Origin of the sequence: Xanthomonas sp. WCS2018Noco2-27 (assembly GCF_031843525.1) — a bacterium.
Taxonomy (GTDB): domain Bacteria; phylum Pseudomonadota; class Gammaproteobacteria; order Xanthomonadales; family Xanthomonadaceae; genus Xanthomonas.
Window position 1 is genome coordinate 1 of sequence record NZ_JAVTIK010000026.1, and the last position, 18,196, is coordinate 18,196.

At 63.6% G+C, this 18,196-nt stretch carries 6 protein-coding genes and 1 pseudogene; all 7 read left to right on the top strand.

From position 1 onward, the window contains the following. Positions 1-2,062: pseudogene (locus RQH86_RS22825) on the top strand (hypothetical protein); the annotation flags it as partial. Beyond that, positions 2,022-2,741, top strand: coding sequence for a hypothetical protein (locus RQH86_RS22830; protein ID WP_311260620.1), 720 nt, complete (start codon positions 2,022-2,024; stop codon positions 2,739-2,741). The pseudogene RQH86_RS22825 and the gene RQH86_RS22830, both read left to right, overlap by 41 nt. A gap of 764 nt (positions 2,742-3,505) precedes the next feature. After that, positions 3,506-5,755, top strand: a complete 2,250-nt coding sequence (locus tag RQH86_RS22835) for a methyl-accepting chemotaxis protein (RefSeq protein ID WP_311260744.1) — start codon at positions 3,506-3,508, stop codon at positions 5,753-5,755. A 107-nt stretch (positions 5,756-5,862) separates the two neighbouring features. Further along, the gene (locus RQH86_RS22840) at positions 5,863-8,334 is read left to right on the top strand and encodes a methyl-accepting chemotaxis protein (RefSeq protein ID WP_311240613.1); all 2,472 of its coding nucleotides are present in this window, start codon (positions 5,863-5,865) and stop codon (positions 8,332-8,334) included. A gap of 640 nt (positions 8,335-8,974) precedes the next feature. Next, positions 8,975-11,239, top strand: a complete 2,265-nt coding sequence (locus RQH86_RS22845; RefSeq protein WP_311240612.1) for a methyl-accepting chemotaxis protein — start codon at positions 8,975-8,977, stop codon at positions 11,237-11,239. Between the two features lie 746 nt (positions 11,240-11,985). Then, positions 11,986-14,247 carry a methyl-accepting chemotaxis protein gene (locus RQH86_RS22850; protein WP_311240611.1) on the top strand — a complete coding sequence of 754 codons (2,262 nt, stop codon included), beginning with the start codon at positions 11,986-11,988 and terminating at the stop codon, positions 14,245-14,247. A gap of 474 nt (positions 14,248-14,721) precedes the next feature. Then, a complete protein-coding gene (locus RQH86_RS22855; protein WP_311240610.1) occupies positions 14,722-17,394 on the top strand; it encodes a Cache 3/Cache 2 fusion domain-containing protein in 2,673 nt (890 codons plus the stop codon). The last annotated feature ends 802 nt before the right edge of the window (positions 17,395-18,196 follow it).

Consider the following 18,196-nt stretch of genomic DNA (forward strand, 5'->3'; position numbering starts at 1 on the left):
GATCGAGCTGGCGACCCAACGCACGCGGGATGAGTACGGCCTTATCGGTGCTGGATCGTTGAAACTGCAACGCGCCGCCGGTGGCATGTTTGGCGCCGATAGCCCGATCGCGCATCTGCAACGCGGCGCTGATGGGGTGGATCGCATCGCCGCCATAACCAGCAGCGAGGAGATTCGCCAGGCCTTGCAGCAGGTGCGAGCACAGCAGCAGACCCAGCCCGTCTCGCCGGACCAGCCGGCACCGCATCTCACTGTCACCGCGCGATCAGCAGACGGATCGTCTGACAGCGATGCCTCTAGCGCCAACGCATCGTCCAGCCCGCAACTGGTGCTGGATATGCAGTCGCGGATACAAGCGGCCAGCGCAGCGCAGGCGCGTCAGGAACAGCAACAGCAAGACCGGCAGGCGCAAGATCAGCAGCTGGCACAGGCACGCGACCACGCGCTGCAGGAGCAGGTGTCGCACGAGGACCGGACGCAAGCCACTCAGGCGCTGCAGGCGCACGCCGTGCTGGAACTTCGCCAGCAAGAGTCGCAACAACTGGAGCAGCAAGAACGCCAGGTACATGACGCGCAGCAACGCGAACAAGTCCAGCAGCAGGCGCACGACACCCAACAGCGCGAACAAGCGCAGCAGCAAGCCCAGGAGACACAGCAGCGCGAGCAGGAGACACGCCAGGCACAGGACGCCCAGCAGAGCCAGCAAGAACGCCTGCACGCGCAGACTGCGCAACATGCCGAGCAACAGCCGCTCCACGCCCAAACGGCTCCACAACGCGAGCAGGAGTCGGATAATGAGGCCGTCTCGCGCGAGCCGTCGTCGCTCCACGCGCAAGACACATCGCCACGCCAGCCCGAGCAGCGGTTTATCCCGGATGACGTCGCCCAACGGCCCCAGGAGCAGCTGGCAGAGCCTGCGCAAGCACATGCATCCGACGTAGCGCAGCAGCGGACGCAAAGCCAACAAGCGCAAGAAGAGCGCCCGCAGGAAGTCCAACAGCAGACAGCGCAGAGCGCGGCGATCGCGCAGACAGCACCGGCAGATCAGCAGCAGGTTGCGGACCTGCACAACGGCCAGCGGTCGATGACGGCGCAAGCCTCGGATACGCACCAAGATGCACCTGCGCAGCAGCCCGAGCAGCCGGCGGACGCGTACCTGGCCCAGGCGGCAACCGCGCCATCCCTCGCCATCCCAGTGGCTGCAGAACACCGCGACGAGCAACAAGCGCGCACGCCACAGGCTGGAGCATTGGAAGCGCCAGATAACCCTGCAGCGTTGCCAGTGTCCGCACACCTCACGCAAGCGACAGGGCCATCGCTGGACATGCCGACCACTGGCCGCTCCGCCGACGCACCCGAGGACGCGGCCGATGCGCGCGGGCCGCTTTCGGCGTCCCTGGCAGATGCGCAGGACCGTCCTGCCGCGGTGCCCGCCGATCCGGACTCCTGGGAGGAAATAGAGCGCTCCATGCGTGAGCTGCGCATCCAGCTCGAACAGGATCTCGAAACAGAAAACCGCGTCGCAGAAGCGCGGCAGGCGCGCGTGGACCGTGGTGAGCGGCCGTTTACCGAGTTGGAATTGCGTGATGGGTACGATCCGGATGGCCCCTCTGGATTGAGACCACCACGCGCGCCGCCGGCAGACACCGCGCCACAGTCTCTTGCCGCTGGCGAGCAGGACGATCGGCCGCAGCCCCAGCGTAAAAACATCACCGGCGATCCGGATGTGGACGAGTTGCTGTACGCCATCGACTGCAAGGACGAACTGGCGATCGAACAGGCCTTGAAACGGGTCGCCAACAGCCCCTACAGCCAGGCCCTTGCCAAACAGGGGCATGAATTTCTGGATGCCCAGGCGATGCAGGAAGCCCAGGAACAGGCGAGCACGCGCCAGGCACTGAACATGGACGTCTCGACAGAGGTGCAGACCAGCCGTGGCCCGGTGATGGTGATGACACTGCCGCAGTTCGCCAACGGACCGGCGATGCAAGGTCCACAGGGTGACGGTGGTGGTGGCGGAGATGGCGGCGGCGGCGGCGGTGGAGGCGGCGGTGGCGGATAACCGGAATGCGTTCGGCGCGTTGAACCCTCAAGAGAACACGATGGACATGCAGAATTCCCCAGCGCTGCCCGAAGACAACGGGTCAGAGCGCGCGATGAAAGAATCGATCCAAGCCATGTCAGCACTGATCGGGCAGCTGCAACGGCGAGAACACGTTCTGGAAGATCTGGTGCGCCAGCAATTGCAGCTTCTGCAGAGCGCGGCCAACAGCGCCGATCAGCGTGTCACTCGGGTCGTAGAGAACGCGTTGCCACGGCTGACGCAACTGAGTCAACAAGCACTGACGCAGACGCTGGAACCTGCGGCAGCGCGCTTCACCAAGCAGATGGCCGATGCGGACCAGACGCTGCAGCAGGCCACCCAACGCTATGCAAAAGCGCAGCACTCCCTGGAAACGACAACCACACGACGCATGTGGATCGCCTCGATCGCCCTGCTGGTGTCGGGCGTCTTGGGCCTGGGTGCAGTGGCGTACTCGGTTGGCATCATCAACGAGAAGCGCAACGAGCTGGTGCAGCTTCGCGCCTCGATCGATTATTGGGAGCGAGTCGCACGCGCTGACCTGGCCCCTTGCGGAGAGGATCGGCTCTGCGCCACTTTCGAGAAGAACGGGCCGCGTTACGGAAACCAGAGGCAATACAGGGCGATCAATTTGCGCACAGCAGCTGCTTCGCGATGATGGCCACTGATCGCACAACTAGTGAGTCATAGATCCGATTGACGCGTGCTCTCGCCCTTGATCGGCCAGCTGTATTCGTTAGAGCTTTGCGCTAACGCACAGCATTTTTCAGTGCGACCCTTCGCGCACCGTGGCTAGGACCTGATCGTCCCTAAAAATCACTTGAAGTACCCATGCGATCAATGCATTCGCACGCGCAGATTTGCGCTTGGTCCAGCATGCGCTCGATGTCCCGCACGGCGTGCACCACCTCAGCACCACGCATCGATACCGCAGCACGCGCTATCCGCGCTTGAACGGATGCGTATACGCATCGCGGCCAGCTTTAAGACGTAAGTCAGGGCCGTATCGAGACTGACCAGCGGCCGCGCGTGCCGCACGGCTGCGCGCAACGGGTGGCAAGCGTCCACCGGTAAGCGCATAGCGCAGATCACGCCGTCCCCAGCGTCACCGGACACGACAAGCCAGGATTTAGACAATCTCAAGACATCGCAGACAGCATCGACAAATCAATGGTCTAGCTCGCTTTCGGCGCGGTATCTGGATATTTCTGATCAACAAAAATGTCTCTCACCGAATGAGACAGCCAAATAATGTCTCTTTTTTCATCTGCGTGACTGCGGTCATATTTTTTTCGCATAGCCTTCATTCAGACCTTAGAGACCTGAGCCGTTATCTCGCATAGCGGCAAGGGTATGGCGAGATCGTCATGGCTTGCGTCGCAAGCAACATTTCCTGCCACGCACGCCTTCGGAACCCTGTCAATGAACGCATTCTTGCAACGCTACAACGTCGGCCGCCGGTTGGGCGTGGCCTTTGGGATCCTAATTCTGCTGTCCGGCCTGCTGGTCGCCTCCGGCTTTAGCACGATGATCCAAGCACGCGCGCAACTGGATTCCATCGTCAAGGACCGTCTGGTCAAGATTCGACTCAGCAACAACATGCGCTCGGCCAACTCCGACATCTTCATTGCGATGGGGACGCTGGCCATGGTCACCAGTCAGGAACTCAACGACCAAGCCGCAGAGACGGTCAAGCAAAAGCGCGAACTGTATGCGCACGAACGCAAGAAGTTGGACGCCTTTCCACCCTCTGCTGCCGGGAGTAAGGTACGCGCCGAGATCGACGCGGCACGCGGGATTGCCAGAGGTCTGAACGACCAGATCATTGCCCTGGCAATGCAAAACAAAAACGACGAAGCGCAGATGCTGATGGTCGAAAAAGCGCGGCCTGCCATGCTCGCCTGGCAAGCAAAGATCGACGACAACGTCGCACTACAGGAAAAACAGACCCAGCAGAGCTACGAGCAGGCCGTCGCCGCGATGAACCGCGGCAAGGCCCAGTTGATTGGTGGAGGCGTGGCGGTGCTGCTGATCAGTAGCCTGCTGGCGTTTGCCATCACCCGCAGCCTGACCCAGCCACTCAGCCGCGCCACTCGCGCCGCAGAATCGATTGCCGGCGGCAAGCTGGACAACGATGTGGACACGCAGGCAAATGACGAAAGCGGCCGCCTGCTCAATGCGATGCGCAAGATGCAACAGCAGCTGCGCAGCCTGATCGCCGCACAGACCGACATGGCCAAGCGCCACGACGATGGGCAGATCAGCTTCCGTATCGATGCGTCCGCCTTCCCAGGCGACTACGGCCGCATGGCCAACGACACCAACCTGCTGGTGGCCTCGCACGTGGCCGTGCAGAGCGATCTGGCACGCATCATGGGGCGCTATGCCATCGGCGATCTCAGCGACGACATGAGCAAGCTGCCCGGCGAAAAGGCCGTGTTCACCGATGCCATGGCGCAGGTCAAGCTCAACCTGGGCGCGATGAACAGCGAGATCAAACAACTGGCGCAGTCCGCCGCCAACGGCGACTTCAGTGCCCGTGGCGACGCCGAGCGCTTCCAATACGACTTCCGTGTGATGGTGGACAGCCTCAACACCTTGATGTCCACTGCCGATGGCAACCTGCAATCGCTGTCCGGCCTGCTGCAGGCGATTGCCGCCGGCGACCTCACCGCACGCATGAGTGGCGAGTTCCGCGGCGTGTTCGCACAAATGCGCGACGACGCCAATGCCACCGCCACGCAGTTGGCCGAGATCGTGGGCAGCATCAAGACCTCGGCCATCTCGATCAAGGGCGCCGCCAGCGAAATCGCTGCCGGTAACCAGGATCTGTCGCAGCGTACCGAACAACAGGCCGCCAATCTGGAAGAAACCGCCGCCTCGATGGAAGAGCTCACCTCCACCGTCAAGCAGAATGCCGAGGGTGCGCGCCAGGCCAACCAGCTCGCCATCGGCGCCGCCAGCGTGGCCGTGCAAGGCGGCGAAGTGGTCGGCAAGGTGGTCGACACCATGTCCGGCATCGAAGCCTCGTCCAAGAAGATCGCCGACATCATCTCGGTCATCGACGGCATCGCCTTCCAGACCAATATCCTGGCGTTGAATGCAGCGGTGGAAGCGGCACGTGCCGGTGAGCAGGGCCGCGGATTTGCGGTGGTGGCCTCGGAAGTGCGCACGCTGGCCCAGCGTTCCTCGGGTGCGGCCAAGGAGATCAAGGACCTGATCGACGACTCCGTGCACCGCGTCGCCGAAGGCTCCGCGCTGGTGCACACCGCCGGCAAGACCATGAGCGAGGTGGTTGCCAGCGTGCAACGCGTCACCGACATCATGGGCGAGATCTCTGCGGCATCGCAGGAGCAATCGGCCGGCATCGAACAGGTCAACCAGACCATCACCCAGATGGACGAAACCACCCAGCAGAACGCCGCGCTGGTGGAAGAAGCCACTGCTGCCGCTCGTGCGCTGGAAGAACAGGCGATGGGCCTGACCGAAGCGGTTGCCGTGTTCAAGACCGACGCGACCTACGCGGCCCCGGCCGTGCGTGCCCTGCCCTCGCGGCCGGTGGTGAGTTCGGCGGTCAAAGCGAAGGTGGCTGCAGCCGGGCGGACTCCCGCCTCCAAGCCACGTGCGGTAGTCACTGCCTCCAGCAACGACAGTAGCTGGCAGGAGTTCTAAGCAAGCGGGCTGAACTGCCTGAACGGATCCGGTCGGCAGCGATGCCGGCCGGCTCAAGGCATAACAGGTATTGGCCGATAGCCTGCGTACGCCCATGAGACGCACCGATGACCACTGCTTCCGCGCTGCTGCCGCAGACCGCTTCACCCGCCCCGCGTCGCTGGACCAGCCGCTGGGACGACTTGGCCATTGCCAAAAAACTCGGTGCGATCGGTGTGCTGGCATTGGTCGGCCTGGTGATCCCGGTGCTGCTCTATAGCGGCAAGCTCAATGAGAGCGTCACCATCAGCAACAACGAATTGCGCAGCTACGCCCCGCTTGGGCAGATGCTGGGCCTGATCACCGATCTGCACGCGGCACACGTCGACAGCGGCAGCGCCGCCGACGCCGCAGCACAACGCGCCGAACGCGATCTGCAGCAACTGCTCGCCTCCACTGCAGCCATGCCCGGCTTCGAACGCAGCCAGACACAACTGCTCGCCCTGCAGCAGCGCCACGTCGCTACCAATGCGGCCAGCGGCTATAGCAGCGTGAGCGAACAAGCCTTCGCTGCGCTGGATGCACTGCGCGACGACAGCCAACTGGTCTACACCCCATATATCGAAAGCTACCACCTGGTGGTGGCGACCTTGATCTATAGCCCTGACGCGACCGAATCGCTGACCCGTCTGGATGCGGCCAACGATCCGTCGCAGGCAGGTGGCGAGCGCGCCATGCTGCGCGAACAGCTCAATCAGCTGCAGCGCAACCACGTGCGTTTCCGGCATGAGCTGGACAAAGCAATGGGCCTGCTGGAACAGCCCGACCCTGCCCTGGCCGATGCCGCCAACGCCGAAGCCACGCGTGCCAACGCCGCACTGCAAGCTCTTGGCGCGGCGCTGGAACGCAGCGATACGCAGGCCGATACGCAGTGGAATGCCGCACTCGATGCGCTTGGCCAGGCCATGCAGGACCTCAGCAGCACCTCGCTGCAGGCCTTGCAGCGGCAATCCGAACGCCACCTGGTGGATGCACGCAACGCGATGTGGCAGGCCGTCGCCGGCCTGTCGCTGCTTGCGCTGCTGATCGCTGCGTTGTGCTGGTACACCTTGTCCAACCTCACCCGCAACGTGCGCCGCGCCGCGACGGTGGCTGCCAACATCGCGCAAGGCGAGCTGGACGAACGCATCGTAGCGCCCAGCCGCGATGAAACCGGCCAACTGCTCGACAACATGCGCCGGATGCAGGAGCAGGTGCAGCACGTGCTGGCCGCACAGAGCGAGATGGCGCAGCGCCACGACGCCGGCCAGATCAGCTATCGCATGGACGCAGACAGCTTCCCCGGCGCTTACGCCACCATGGTGCGCGATACCAACGCGCTGGTCGGCTCGCATATCGCGGTAAAGATGCAGCTGGCGCAGATCATGTCGCGCTACGCCATCGGCGACTTGAGCCAAGACATGCAACGCCTGCCCGGCGAAAAGGCCGTGCTTACCGACACCATGGACACGGTCAAGGCCAACCTGTCGGCGATGAATAACGAGATCAAGCTGCTGGCGCAGGCCGCAGCCAGCGGCGACTTCAGCGTGCGCGGCGATGCGCAGCGCTTCCAGTACGACTTCCGCGCGATGGTGGACAGCCTCAATCAGCTGATGGCCACCGCCGACGCCAACCTGCAATCGCTGTCCAAGGTGCTGCAGGCGATCGCTGCAGGCGATCTCACCGCGCGCATGCATGGCGATTTCCACGGCGTATTCGCACGCATGCGCGACGATGCCAATGCCACGGTGACGCAGCTGGCCGATATCGTCGGGCGCATCCAGCGCTCCACCGATGCCATCAACGATGCGGCCAGCGAGATTGCGTCCGGCAATCAGGACCTGTCGCAACGTACCGAGCAGCAGGCTGCCAATCTGGAAGAAACCGCGGCCTCGATGGAAGAACTCACCTCCACCGTGCGCACCAACGCCGAGCATGCCAAGCGCGCCAGTCAGCTGGTGGTCGGCGCCGCCGCGGTTGCCTCGCAAGGCGGCGACGTGGTCGGCCAGGTGGTCGGCACCATGGCCGGCATCCAGGCGGCCTCCAGAAAAATCGCCGACATCATCGGCGTGATCGACGGCATCGCGTTCCAGACCAATATCCTGGCCTTGAACGCTGCGGTGGAAGCCGCGCGTGCCGGCGAACAGGGCCGCGGCTTTGCCGTGGTGGCCTCGGAAGTGCGCAGCCTCGCGCAGCGGTCTGCCGGTGCGGCAAAAGAGATCAAGCACTTGATCGACGATTCGGTCAGCCGGGTCGAACACGGCAACCAGCTGGTCGGCCAGGCCGGCCGCACCATGCAGGAGATCGTCGATTCGGTGCAGAACGTCACCACGATCATGCACGAGATCAGCGAAGCGTCGCTGCAGCAGTCGCAAGGCATCGAACAGGTCGGCCAGACCGTGGCGCAGATGGATCAGGCTACCCAGCAGAACGCAGCGCTGGTGGAAGAAGCCACTGCCGCCGCGCGCGCGATGGAAGAACAGGCGCAGCAGTTGCGCGATGCGGTATCGGTGTTCCAGTTGCAGGCGGCGGTGTCGCCCCGCCTTGGGCAGGCGGCCTAAACGCCGCGGTGCGCGATGACTGCCGCGTGTGCAGCACGCTGCAGACGGCCGCTGATGGGACCGGCGACCTGATCGCCTGGCGATGGCACACACCCGCCATCGCCGTCGTATCGATGCCCTGACAGGACGACCGGTGTCGCTACCCTGAGGGCACTGCGGCAACCGCGATGTCACCTTCGATTGTAGGGCGCGCCGTCATCCGCGCGTCCTGATCTGCGTCATGAGCGAATGCGGCAGTGCGCCGATTCACTTCCCAAAACCGGTGCACTCACCCGGCAACCCAACTGCCTGCACACCGCCGTCACGCTTCAGCCCGTGATCGAACAGTGAATTCGCAGCGCACCGGTCGCGTGCTGGTAGCGCTCCCATCAGGGTTTCCGGGTCACTTGTGCACACGAGCATCATCTTGGTGACGGCCGCCCATACACAACCAGCCAAGCGAGTTCAGCTGTCGCCACCAGCGCCGTTACCGAGCACAAGCATGCAGACCTGCCTTGCAATCGAGCGCAGCGTGACAACCGGTCACGCGCACCGATGGATCGGCCGGATGCATGCCCGCTCTGGCAGCGCTCGACGTACGGGCGACGCGACCCTGCCGATGCGCATTTCCCCTTCCTGCCCATCGCCTTCGAGACTCAACATGATCGCTCTTCTTCAACGGTACAACGTCGGCAAGCGCCTGACCTTCGCGTTCGGCACGCTGATCCTGCTGTCGTGCGCACTGGTGGCCGCTGGTCTTTACACGCTAGCGCAAGCGCGTCAGAGCCTGGATACGCTCACCAATCGCAACATGGTCATCGTCCAGCATCTGCAAGAGATGAATGACGCCGTCTCGGTGATTGCCGTGCAGCTGCGCAATGTCGTGCTGCCGACCACCGCTGAAGAAAATCGTCGCTTCGCCGCCATCATCGAAGAACAGCGCAGCACCTACGACAAAGTGCGCGAACAGCTCTACGCCTTCTCGGCGACGCCGACGGCGCAGGCCATCCGCGAGAAGATCGATCAGAACAACAAGACCGCCACCGCGCTCAACCGCCAGGTGCTCGATCTTGGGTTAGCAGGCAAAACCGATGAAGCCTTGCCGTTGATGCTGCGACGTGCGGCGCCGGCCACACAGGCGTGGCAGGACACGTTGCTGGAATACACGGCGCTGCAGCGCAAGCGCGCCCAGGAAGCCAACGCGGTGGCGACCACCGCGATGGCACGCGGCCGCACGATGTTGATCGGCGGCGGCCTGGCGGTGGTGTTCATCAGTGGCCTGCTGGGCTGGGCCATCACCCGCAGCCTGGTACGCCCGCTGTCGCAGGCCACCCGTGCCGCCGAAGCCATTGCCAACGGCAATCTCGACAACGATGTGCGCACCACCAGCAACGACGAAACCGGTCGCCTGTTGCAGGCGATGGACAGGATGCAGGACCAGGTACGCAACCTGATCAGCGCGCAGCTGGACATGGCCAAGCGCCACGATGCAGGCCAGATCAGTTTCCGCATGGATGCCGGCGCGTTCCCCGGCGACTTCGGCCGCATGGCCAAGGACACCAACGAGCTGGTCGCCGCGCACATCAAGGTCAAGATGCAGACCATCCACCTGGTGGAGCGCTACGCCATCGGCGATCTGAGCGAAGACATGCCGCAATTGCCTGGTGAAAAAGCCGCGATCACCACCGCGATGAATCAGGTCAAGCACAACCTGTCCACGATGAATCACGAGATCAAGCACCTTGCGCAGGCGGCAGCCAATGGCGACTTCACCGCACGCGGCAATGCCGAGCAGTTCCAGTTCGATTTCCGCGTCATGGTGGAAAGCCTCAACACCTTGATGGCCACTGCCGATGGCAACCTGCAGTCGCTGTCCGGCCTGTTGCAGTCGATCGCCGCCGGCGACCTCACCGCACGCATGACCGGCCAGTACCAGGGCGTGTTCGCACAGATGCGCGACGATGCCAATGCCACTGCTGAGCAGCTGGCCAATATCGTGGGCCGCATCCAGGAAGCAGCCGGCGCGATCGGTCTGGCCTCTGGCGAAATCGCCACCGGTAATCAGGATCTGTCGCAGCGCACCGAGCAACAGGCCGCCAATCTCGAAGAAACCGCCGCCTCGATGGAAGAACTCACCTCCACCGTCAAGCAGAATGCCGAACACGCCAGCCAGGCCAATCAGCTCGCCATCGGCGCCGCTGCAGTGGCATCCCAGGGCGGTGCTGTCGTGGCGAGCGTGGTCACCACCATGTCCGACATCCAGGCGTCTTCGAAGAAGATCGCCGAGATCATCAGCGTCATCGACGGCATCGCTTTTCAGACCAATATTCTGGCTTTGAATGCGGCGGTGGAAGCGGCACGTGCCGGCGAACAGGGCCGTGGTTTTGCGGTGGTCGCCTCTGAGGTGCGCACGCTGGCACAGCGTTCGGCCGGCGCGGCGAAAGAGATCAAGCACCTCATCGACGACTCGGTGGAAAAGGTGGCGCAAGGTGCAACGCTGGTCGACCAGGCCGGTACCACCATGGCCGACATCGTGGCCAGCGTGCAGCGCGTCACCAACATCATGAGCGAAATTTCTTCGGCCTCGCAGGAGCAGTACGCCGGCATCGAACAGGTCAACCAGACCGTGACCCAGATGGACGAAACCACCCAGCAGAATGCTGCACTGGTGGAAGAAGCCACCGCCGCCGCACGCGCCATGGAAGAACAGGCGCAGCAGCTCACCGAAGCCGTCGCAGTGTTCAAAGTGGCCGAACACGCGCCGATTGCACGCCGTCTGTCGGCTATTGCCAGCGCACCGGCCAATGCACGCACCGCGCCGCGTCCGGTTGTACGCCCCAATGCGGCAACAGCACCGCGACGTGGCGTGATGCAGACCACCGCATCGGCGTCGGCCAACGACACTGGTGATTGGCAGGAGTTCTAAGCGCAGTAACGCCGCGCAGTACGCGCGACCTGGGTAAACGGCCTGGTCGCGCACCACTGGCGCATGTGCAAGATCAACTCTGCGCGCACCGATCGCTATACGCACCAATAGCAGTAAACGAGACACCGCGCCGCATCGAACACAAGGCCGGCCCGCTTAGCGGGTCGGCTTTGTGCGTTTTGGCAGGCAGGCAACTTGCTCGCGTGCAGGAAGCTAGACAGACACGCAGCAACAACTGGCAGAGATCGCAGCAGCGCCCGCACAGCTCGCACAATCGCACCGCCCGTCACCAACGATCAACCACACAGCGCACGTAGCAACGAAGCCCCAGCGCCCAAAGCCCCTCTCCCCTCGGGAGAGGGGTTGGGGTGAGGGTACGGCGCAGCGACAAACTCAAAACCACTGCCCCAACCGCACTCGCTCCAACCAAGCCCACGCCGCCAAAACCCGTGCAGCGCACGTGAAACCCAACGACGACAGCCAGATGTCACTTCGCTGCACACGCGCATAAACAGCACATTCCGGCGCCGAAATCGAACAACTCGGCACAATTTTTCACCAGCGCCAACCCGACCCACACGTGCTGTTCACCAGTGTGATCCAGCGCTGTACAGGCACCGCGCAGCCAGTCAATTCGAGGCAGTTGCAGCCGTTACCACTGGGCATGCCGCAAAGCGGACACGAGCGCACGGCGACGTGCCACCCGGTCGATGTCATGCACCCCTCCCTTCGAGCCGAGCGACTCCATGAACTCTTTTTTGCTGCGTTTCAATGTCGGACCACGCCTGGCGGGCGCCTTTGCCGTGTTGATCCTGCTATCGGGCTTCATTGCCTTTATCGGCTATCGCGGCCTGACCTCGGCACGCGGGTTGGTCGATGACCTGGTGAGCCAGAACATGACCAAGATCCGCCTGTCCAACGACATGATGAATGCGAACTACATCATCGCCGCGGAATTGCGCAACCTGGTGCTGCCCACCAGCGATGCCGACAATCTGACGTTCATCGAAAAGATCAAACGCGCACGCGCCGACTACGCCAAAGCGCGCGACGCTTTGTACGCCATGCCCGTCTCGGAACAAGGCAAGGCCATTCGCGACGACATCGATCAGCTCACCCCCACGGTGCGCGACTTGAACAACCACGTCATCGATCTGGTGACGTCCGACCACAGCGACGAAGCGCTGCCGCTGCTGCTCACCAAGGCAGCGCCCGCGCTGCAGCAGTGGCAGGACAAGATCGGCGACAACATCGTTTTGCAGGACAAACTCGCCGCCGAAGCCGCTGCAGTTGCGCTGCAATCGATGAACGACTCGCGCAAGCTGCTGGTGGGCGGTTCGCTGCTGGTGGTGCTGCTCAGCAGCACGCTGGGCTTGCTGATCACCCGTAGCCTTACTCGGCCGCTGAGCCGTGCCACCCGCGCTGCCGAAGCGATTGCAGACGGCAAGCTGGATAATGCCGTGCATACCGATGCCGGCGACGAGACCGGCCGCCTGTTGCAGGCGATGGACAAGATGCAAACGCAGGTGCGCAACCTGATCACCGCGCAGCTGGACATGGCCAAACGCCACGATGCCGGCCAGATCAGCTTCCGCATGGATGGCGGCGCATTTCCTGGCGATTTTGGCCGCATGGCAGGCGATACCAATGCGCTGGTCGACAGCCACATCCAGGTCACCACACGTCTGGCACAGATCATGGGCCGCTATGCGATCGGAGACCTCAGCGAAGACATGCAGCAGCTCCCCGGCGAAAAGGCCGCACTCACCAACACCATGGCGCAGGTCAAGGCCAACCTGGCTGCGATGAACCAACAGATCAAGCATCTTGCAAACGCTGCTGCCAATGGCGACTTCAGTGCACGCGGTGATGCGGCGCAGTTTCAGTACGACTTCCGCATCATGGTCGAAAGCCTCAATCAATTGATGGCCACCGCCGATGGCAGTTTGCAATCGCTGTCGGGCATGTTGCAGGCCATTGCAGCGGGTGATCTCACCGCACGCATGGATGGCGACTTCAAGGGTGTGTTCGCACAGATGCGCGACGACGCCAACGCCACCGCCAGCCAGTTGGCCGACATCGTCGGGCGCATCCAGACCTCTGCGTTGTCGATCAACGCCGCGGCCAGCGAGATTGCCACCGGCAATAACGATCTATCGCAACGCACCGAGCAACAGGCGGCCAATCTGGAGGAAACCGCCGCATCGATGGAAGAGCTCACCTCCACCGTCAAACAGAACGCGGAGGGCGCACGCCAGGCCAACCAGCTCGCCATCGGTGCCGCCGCCGTGGCCTCGCAAGGTGGCGAAGTGGTCGGCAAAGTGGTCGACACCATGGCCGGCATCGAGGCCTCATCGAAAAAGATTTCCGACATCATCAGCGTGATCGACGGGATCGCGTTCCAGACCAATATCCTGGCCTTGAATGCGGCGGTGGAAGCGGCGCGCGCCGGCGACCAAGGCCGTGGTTTTGCGGTCGTTGCTTCTGAAGTGCGCACGCTGGCGCAGCGTTCGTCGGCGGCCGCCAAGGAGATCAAGGACCTGATCGGCGATTCGGTACAGCGCGTGGCCGATGGCTCGCAACTGGTGGATCAGGCCGGCAAGACCATGGCCGAGATCGTCTCCTCTGTGCAGCGTGTCACCGACATCATGAGCGAGATCTCTGCCGCCTCGCAGGAGCAGTCGGCCGGCATCGAGCAGGTCAATCTCACCGTGACGCAGATGGACGAAGCCACCCAGCAAAACGCAGCGTTGGTGGAAGAAGCCACCGCCGCTGCGCGCGCCATGGAAGAACAAGCGCAGCAACTCACTGCAGCCGTGGCCGTGTTCAAGGTCGAGGCACAGGCGCCGGTCGCGCGTCACCTGACTGCCATCACCAGCGCGCCACGCAATGCGCGCGTGCCAGCGCGTCCGGCGGCACGCACCACCGCCACGCCAGCGATGGCGCGCCGCCCTGCGGTGAGCACGTCTGCGTCGACAGCCAACGCCAGCGGGTGGCAGGAGTTCTGAATTCAGCCGCAGCAAGGAATGCGCTGATACCCGTCAGCGCATGCACCGACGCAGCCATGTACCACCGTTGCAGCAGGTAACGGCGCGGTGCGTGATCTACGCGTTGCGCACCACCACCATCAGCATCAGCACTACAGAAAGTTCGAGAGTCGTTCGAGTCCGCGCTTCGCGGATCTTGTGGGCCGCATCCCGTGCAAGGGGACGCGGCCCTTTTTTATGTCCGCATTTTTATGTAAGCGGTGTCCGCACGCGCAGGTGGGTTCGATGGCGTACTTCACGCCCATCCCTCCAACTTCACATAGCTCTTACATATGCCGATGTCCGGCGGCGTAGCTGGAAACGCTTCCAATGAGCAGAAACTGAATACAACCCACCCTGTTGTGCTGATTTCTACAAAAACGATCAATTTCGCGCATAGACGGCCGTTATCGCATTCACGCATCCGTAACGCCCTCCCCCGGGCAAGGCACTCTCATGCATTTCTTCAACCGACTTTCCGTTGGTACGCGGTTGTCCGCATTGCTGACCCTGGTCATCGCAATGTCGCTGGGGCTGCTCGCCCTGACCATCTACCGGCAATCGGCCGGCGACATCGAATCGCAGGTCAAGGCCGAACTGCGTTCGAGCACGCGGCTGATGCAGCAGTCGGTGGCGATGTACGACGTCACCCTGACCGAAGGCACCGAGCGTCTGGGCAGCGTCTTCGACGACATGCTGCCGCGCGGCGCACGCGAGCTGGATACCGCCAGTACCGTGAGCATCGGCGAGCAGAACACGCCCACGCTGCGCTCCGGCAAGCAGGCCCTGAATCTCAACTTCGACGCGGTGGATCGCTTCGCGCAGACCACCGGCGGCGTTGCGACCATCTTCGCGCGCACCGGCGACGACTTCGTGCGCATCACCACCTCGCTGCGCAACAAGCAGAACGAGCGCGTGATCGGCACCCTGCTCGATCGCAAGGGCAAAGCCTACGCCGCACTGTCCGAAGGCAAGCCCTTCACCGGCCAGGCGCAGTTGTTCGGCGACCAGTACATGACGTACTACGCGCCACTGCGTAACGCTGCTGGCGAGGTGATCGGCGCGCTGTTCGTCGGTCGCAACTACACCCAGGGCCTGGCCGCGCTCAAGGCCCAGGTCAGCACGACCAAGCTGGGACAGGACGGCTACTTCGTCATCGCCGACATGGCACCTGGCGAGCACCAGGGCCAGATCATCGCCGCACCGCCTGGTGCTCCGGCGACGTTGTCGGCACTGGTGCCGGCCGAGCAGCAAGCGGCATTGCAGTCGGTGCTGGACGGCAAGCAGCCCAGCGCCAGCCTGCAGCTGCGCGATGCCAAGGGCAACGCGCAGGCGTTCGAAGTCACCGCACAGCGCTATGCGCCGTGGCAGTGGGCGGTGATCGGCACCCAGCCGCGCAGCGCCATCGACGGCCCGCTCGACCAACTGATGGGCAGCATGCTGTTGTTCTCGCTGGTGGTACTGGCGCTGTGCATCGCGGTGGTGTTCATCGCCGCACGCAAGATGGTCACCCGGCCGCTGATTGCAGTGGAACGCGTGCTCGGCGATGTCGCCGCCGGCCGTCTGGACAACCCCATCGAGATCGATCGGCACGATGAACTCGGCCGCCTGCTGCTCAGCGCCCGCACCATGCGCGACGACCTGCGCGCGCGGCTGGAGCGCGATCACCTGATCGCCAGCGAAGCACTGCGTGTGCGTACCGCGCTGGACGATGTCAGCACCAACGTGATGATCGCCGACATCCATCAGCGCATCATCTACGTCAACCGGCCTCTGCAACGCCTGCTCAAGGGCGTGCAGGAACAGCTGCGTGGCGTTGCGTCCGGCTTCGATGCGGACAAGCTGATCGACACCAGCATCAATCAGTTCCATGCCGCACCGAAGGAGCACGAGCGCATGCTCGAACAGCTCACCGGCACCAACGTCGCCCAGATCACCGTTGGCGACCGCATCGTGCGCCAGGTGGTCAGCCCGGTCTTAGACGCCACCGGCGAGCGCATGGGCTTTGTCATCGAGTGGGCCGACCGCACCCAGGAAGTGCAGGTGGAAGAAGAAGTCGCCCGCATCGTGCAGGCCGCCGCAGCCGGCGATCTGAGCGGCCGTGTGGACACCGCCGGCAAGCAGGGCTTCCTGCTGCAGCTCGCCCAGCAATTGAACATGCTGCTGGACAACAACGCCGATGGCCTCTCGCGTGTCTCCGCGCTGCTGTCGTCGTTGTCGCAGGGCGATCTCACTGCGCGCATGGACGGCGATCTGCAAGGCGTGTTCGCCACCATCCGCGACGACGCCAACGCCACCGCCGACCAGCTGGCCGGCATCGTGCGTCGCATCAAGGACGCGTCGCTGGCGATCAACTCGGCCGCCAGCGAAATCGCCACCGGTAACGGCGACCTGTCGCGTCGGACCGAACAGCAAGCCGCCGCACTCGAAGAAACCGCCGCATCGATGGAAGAGCTCACCGCCACCGTCAAGCAGAACGCCGACAACGCCGACCAGGCCAACCGCCTGGTGCTGGATGCGGCCGGCGTGGCCGCCAAGGGGGGCGATGTAGTTTCCCGCGTGGTCACCACCATGTCCGATATCGACGCCTCGTCCAAGAAGATCGCCGACATCATCAGCGTCATCGACGGCATCGCCTTCCAGACCAACATCCTGGCCTTGAACGCTGCGGTGGAAGCCGCGCGTGCCGGCGAACAGGGCCGCGGCTTTGCCGTGGTGGCCTCGGAAGTGCGCACGCTCGCCCAGCGCTCGGCCGGTGCGGCCAAGGAGATCAAGCACCTGATCGAGGACTCGGTGACCCGCATCGGTAACGGCGCCGCACTGGCGTCGGAAGCGGGCAGTACCATGCAGCAGGTCGTCAGCTCGGTGCAGCGCGTCACCGAGATCATGGGCGAGATCACCAGCGCCTCGCGCGAGCAGGCCGCCGGCATCACCCAGGTCAACCAGACCGTCACCCAGATGGACGAAACCACCCAGCAGAACGCAGCACTGGTGGAAGAAGCCACGGCAGCCGCACGCTCGATGGAAGAACAGGCTACGCAGCTGGTGGACGCAGTGGCGGTGTTCCGTCTCGAACAGCAGGACAGCCTGAGCACCTTGCTGGCCAACGCACGCCACGCATATCACTGATGCGACAAACGCTGTCTGAGGCAAACGCTGGGTGAGTCGAGAGAGGTCCAGGCGTTGTTGGTTGCCGTGCTCAAACACTGCGCGCCGACCAACTTCACTGGCCCTTGCCCGCTCACCGTCGCAGGACCCTTGGCGGCATGGATGCCGCCACGGAGCTTACATGGACGTACTTGCAGCGTGTCTTGCGATGGTGAGCAGGCAAGGGCCCTGAAGCAAACTCGCAGTATCGAGCGCGCGGCGCCCTCGCCGCTCGCGGGACACGCCGTGAACCCATCCCTGGGGGCTCGATGGCGGCATCCATGCCGCCAACGGTCCCGCAATCGGCAAGGGCCCCGCACCAGAACGTTGGTTGGCTGTTTGATGAAAGCAGCCAGTGATGCGACGGCACCGCGGGCGAACGTCGCCTGTCGCTTGCACCAGCGCGCCGACCACCTTCACTGGCCCTTGTCCGCTCACCGTCGCAGGACCCTTGGCGGCATGGATGCCGCCAAGGAGCTTACAAGGACGTACTTGCAGCGTGTCCTGCGATGGTGAGCGGGCAAGGGCCCTGCAGCAAACTCGCAGTATCGAAGGCGCGGTACCCTCGCCGCTCGCGGGACACGCCGTGAACCCATCCCTGGGGGCTCGATGGCGGCATCCATGCCGCCAACGGTCCCGCAATCGGCCAGGGCCCCGCACCAGAACGTTGGTTGGCTGTTTGATGAAAGCAGCCAGTGATATGACGGCACTGCGGGCGAACGTCGCCTGTCGCTTGCACCAACGCGTCGACCACCTTCACTGGCCCTTGCCCGCTCACCGTCGC

Bases quoted from the DNA above. Each gene is read 5' to 3' on its own strand.
- RQH86_RS22830 (WP_311260620.1), top strand. From the start codon at position 2,022: ATGGCGGCGGCGGCGGCGGTGGAGGCGGCGGTGGCGGATAACCGGAAT.
- RQH86_RS22850 (WP_311240611.1), top strand. From the start codon at position 11,986: ATGAACTCTTTTTTGCTGCGTTTCAATGTCGGACCACGCCTGGCGGGC.
- RQH86_RS22845 (WP_311240612.1), top strand. From the start codon at position 8,975: ATGATCGCTCTTCTTCAACGGTACAACGTCGGCAAGCGCCTGACCTTC.
- RQH86_RS22855 (WP_311240610.1), top strand. From the start codon at position 14,722: ATGCATTTCTTCAACCGACTTTCCGTTGGTACGCGGTTGTCCGCATTG.
- RQH86_RS22835 (WP_311260744.1), top strand. From the start codon at position 3,506: ATGAACGCATTCTTGCAACGCTACAACGTCGGCCGCCGGTTGGGCGTG.
- RQH86_RS22840 (WP_311240613.1), top strand. From the start codon at position 5,863: ATGACCACTGCTTCCGCGCTGCTGCCGCAGACCGCTTCACCCGCCCCG.